Annotated in this window: 1 protein-coding gene and 2 pseudogenes; 2 read left to right on the forward strand and 1 reads right to left on the reverse strand. The window is 40.7% G+C overall.

Annotated elements, in window-relative coordinates; genetic code table 11:
* A pseudogene (locus CIK95_RS00005) lies at positions 1-659 on the forward strand (IS1380-like element IS612 family transposase); the annotation flags it as partial.
* 359 nt (positions 660-1,018) lie between these two features.
* On the opposite strand, the gene CIK95_RS00010 reads toward CIK95_RS00005, so the two are convergent.
* Complete coding sequence (locus CIK95_RS00010; protein ID WP_008781630.1) at positions 1,019-3,337, reverse strand: carboxypeptidase-like regulatory domain-containing protein; 2,319 nt, start codon at positions 3,335-3,337, stop codon at positions 1,019-1,021.
* Between the two features lie 225 nt (positions 3,338-3,562).
* Here CIK95_RS00010 and CIK95_RS12615 point away from each other — a divergent pair.
* Positions 3,563-3,700 (forward strand): annotated as a pseudogene (locus CIK95_RS12615) (IS1380 family transposase); the annotation flags it as partial.

The following is a 3,700-nucleotide window of genomic DNA, read 5'->3' on the forward strand; positions in this document are numbered from 1 at the left end:
GTGTAAATCGCTTCAGGGCAGACTGCGGTTCCTGCTCGAAGGAAATCGTCAGTGAGATAGAGAAGCATTGCAAACATTTCTACATCCGTGCCAACCGATGCAGTTCGCTCTACAATGACATCTTTGCTCTGAGAGGATGGAAGACGGAGGAGATTAACGGCATCCAGTTCGAACTCAATTCCATTCTCGTTGAGAAATGGGAAGGCAAGTGCTATCGTCTTGTCATCCAGAGACAAAGACGCAACAGTGGCGACCTTGACCTGTGGGAAGGCGAATACACTTACCGTTGTATTCTGACCAACGATTACAAGTCATCGACAAGGGACATTGTTGAATTCTACAATCTGCGTGGCGGCAAGGAACGTATCTTTGACGACATGAACAACGGATTCGGTTGGAGCAGGCTCCCCAAGTCATTCATGGCGGAGAATACTGTCTTTCTTCTGCTTACTGCATTGATACACAATTTCTACAAGACCATCATGAGCAGGCTTGACACCAAGGCTTTTGGGCTCAAGAAAACGAGTCGCATAAAGGCTTTTGTCTTCAGATTCATCTCCGTACCTGCCAAGTGGATCATGACTGCAAGGCAATACGTGCTGAATATCTACACAGAGAACCGAGCTTATGCAAAACCCTTCAAAACAGAATTCGGATAAGAATCCTTTCTTTCCGGTTTGAATCTGCGTATTACCTCAAGTCGCATCGTGGGGTAAGGGGATGGTGGCTACATATTGATGTTGTGCTGTTGCTTTTTACTGAAAGCTGCTACTAACGACTCATAAATCTACCCTTAATCGTGTATTGGATGATAGTTGCGGATTTTAGGTTATCTTTCATTTTTATTGATTTTGAGTAAAAAAAAGGATGATATCGTCAGTTGACGACACACAAAGGCGTTCACTGAATTCCGATAGGATTCAGTGAACGCGAAGCAACAACATGTCGCTGAAAGATAATTAGTGATAGATTTGCCAGAAATACATAATACAGAATTTGTTGAAATCAACACCTAATCTTACTTATAACTTCCTTTGATTCCGTAGTCGGTATCCTGATTATTCAGCGATTTAGTACCGACAAGATGAGTTTTTCCGAAATTAAAATTCCAAGTGAGCGTGGCAACGAGAATTCGGGATGCATCGCTAAAACTTTCTCTTCGGAAAGGCGCTTGTGCATTTTTGTTTTCCATAATGGTTCGGGAAACATTCTTAAACGGATTGAACGCACCTATGCCAAAAGAAAAATTAGTCGCATTGTACCGGATAGCCAAGTAGTGATAATTACCATCCTTTATGACGGTTTCGCCGTATAACCTTTCGTCAAAAGGCTGTAGCTGGCCTATCAGCATCCATTTCTTATACATTGCCAAAACATCTGCCCTGTAATAAAAATTAGAATGGGTATGCGAATAGTTGTTCCCACGACTGTCAAAGTGGTTGAAGCCTCCTGTAACCGAAAATTGCAGGAAGTTTTTTATCATCCCTACTTTCAATGTTATCTCCGCATTATACTTATTCCAATCTTTCATGTTTTCGGGCATTGTCAGGAACACATTTCCATGTTCTCTTTTCGATTCCATGATAGGATTGTGTTTGTAGTGATGATGCAGGCTTGCATTGAAAGCGAACAACCCTTTTCTGTTTTCGTAATATAAATTATTATTCAGATTCAGGTACGGTTGAAGCAACAGATTCCCTTTCTCGGCAAGATACGAGTCAAGACGGATTTCCGTGTCGGCCAACTCCATCAGGGTTGGATTCGTTTGACTCATCTCCGCATCATACCGGATAAAAGAATTATCACTGAACCGATAGCCAACCATCGCTTTGGGTAAGAAATGGTAATAGCTTTTGGTAACAGATACATTGGAAAAATGCAGGCGATTCAGGCGAAGTCCCAAGCTATAGCTGAATTTGCCCTTACTATAAAACCACTCTGCAAAAACCGACGATTCCGCCTGATTCAAATCCGATTTGAATTCCTCGCCCTGATTAATTGTCTGCTCTGTAAACGACTGAATATGTTTTATCCCGAATTTCAAATTTCCATGGGCAAATCCTTTTTCGTATATGCCTTCGGCAATCAGTGAATATTTATCGGAAAACAGTTCCGAACGTTCGCTGAAAAGAGTATCAACATCGTTGTATTCGCAGTAATTCCGCGAAGATGCTGCGTTCGCATAACTCCCCACCACATTAGCATATATTTTCTGATTTTTGGGTAAACCATACTGGTAATACAAGTCGATGGTAGGAACATTAATTTTTTGCTGACTTCCGTCAAAAATCAACCCTTTGTCCGTGCCATTCTCTTTTAGAAAACTGTTGAAATCGTTGTGAGGCTGATTGCTCAGATTATATTTCAACTTGGCATTGAAAAAAGCCGAATCGCTCTGCTGATAGTTGTATGTCAGCGAAAAATCATGCATTTGGTACGAATAATCACCTCCGGCACTGATTTCTTCCCTCAATATAGGGGATGAATTTTCAAACTGATAACTACCTGTGCGATTTCTGTTATTCGTGTTGATGCGTTGAAACGCTGCGGTGTAGTTCAAAGCATATTCCGATTTTCCTTTGTTGAATTTGGCAAAGAAAACATCGCCCCCTGCAAGGATATTCAGCGAGTTCATCAAATCCACACCAACAACACCGCCTTTATCATCCCTTACTACCACGTAGTTGATAACTTTGGAAGCATGTCCGTATCGGATACCTGCATAATCCGAATATTCTATCCGCTTGATTTGGCGGGGTTGCAAGGTCTGAATTTCTTCCGGCGTGGTATTTACGCCGTTAATCTGCAAAATGACTTTCCCGCCGTCGGATGATGAAATCGTATTCAGCATCGGATTGATGTTCAAGCCGGGAAGCATCATTGTATTCAGCAATTGCATTCCGTTGGCAGAATGGCTGATTTGCAATTTTGTCGGGAACACAATCCGTTGGTTAATCTTGTTTATTGTGGAAGAAGCAGAAATCACCACTTCCCCAAGTAACAAAACATTTTCATTCAAATACACATCTATTTGTGCTGATTCCGTCAGATTCTGTATCAAAATCCGCTTTGTTTCAAATCCTAAACAGGATACTGACAGCACATAATTATCTGTGGGAAGATTTTCAAATTCAAATCTTCCGATAGTGTCTGTCGTTGTTCCTTTCAGAAAGACTGAATCTTGTTTGAATAGAACGACATTAGCAAACTCAACAGGTGTTTGCGTATTTTGTTGAAGTACTCTTCCTGAAACATGAATCGATTGTCCGGACACACTTAGGCCGGAATACAGGAAAAATACGATAAGATATAATAATCGAGCTTTATTAAAGTCCATACTTGTTTTCTTATAATGGGTTACGGATACAGATATAGCATCTGCATCATAAACCTCATGAATAAATGATAACCTTAATTCCGCAACACTATAATTTAACTTTATTTATAAGTTCCTGAGCAACAATAAGTTGCCTAGGATTTTGCCGTGTCAGATTTTTCACTTATCTTAGTGTTGCAATTAGAAAACAAGCGAAAATCGTAACAAGGCGCTGCAAAGGTACAAATAAAATTCGAAAAACTCACACCTTTTGGAGGAATTTTTTCAATCATGGAGAAATTTGACTCCATGCTTTCACCCGTTATCGACTCAACACTGGGTCAGAGATGCAGCAGTATCTTCGGATATCAGTTCAGCGAAAAG

The organism is Prevotella sp. P5-108 (genome assembly GCF_002251385.1).
Classification (GTDB): Bacteria; Bacteroidota; Bacteroidia; order Bacteroidales; family Bacteroidaceae; genus Prevotella.

Excerpts from the sequence above, each read along its gene's own strand:
- CIK95_RS00010 (WP_008781630.1), bottom strand. The coding sequence starts at position 3,337 with ATGGACTTTAATAAAGCTCGATTATTATATCTTATCGTATTTTTCCTG.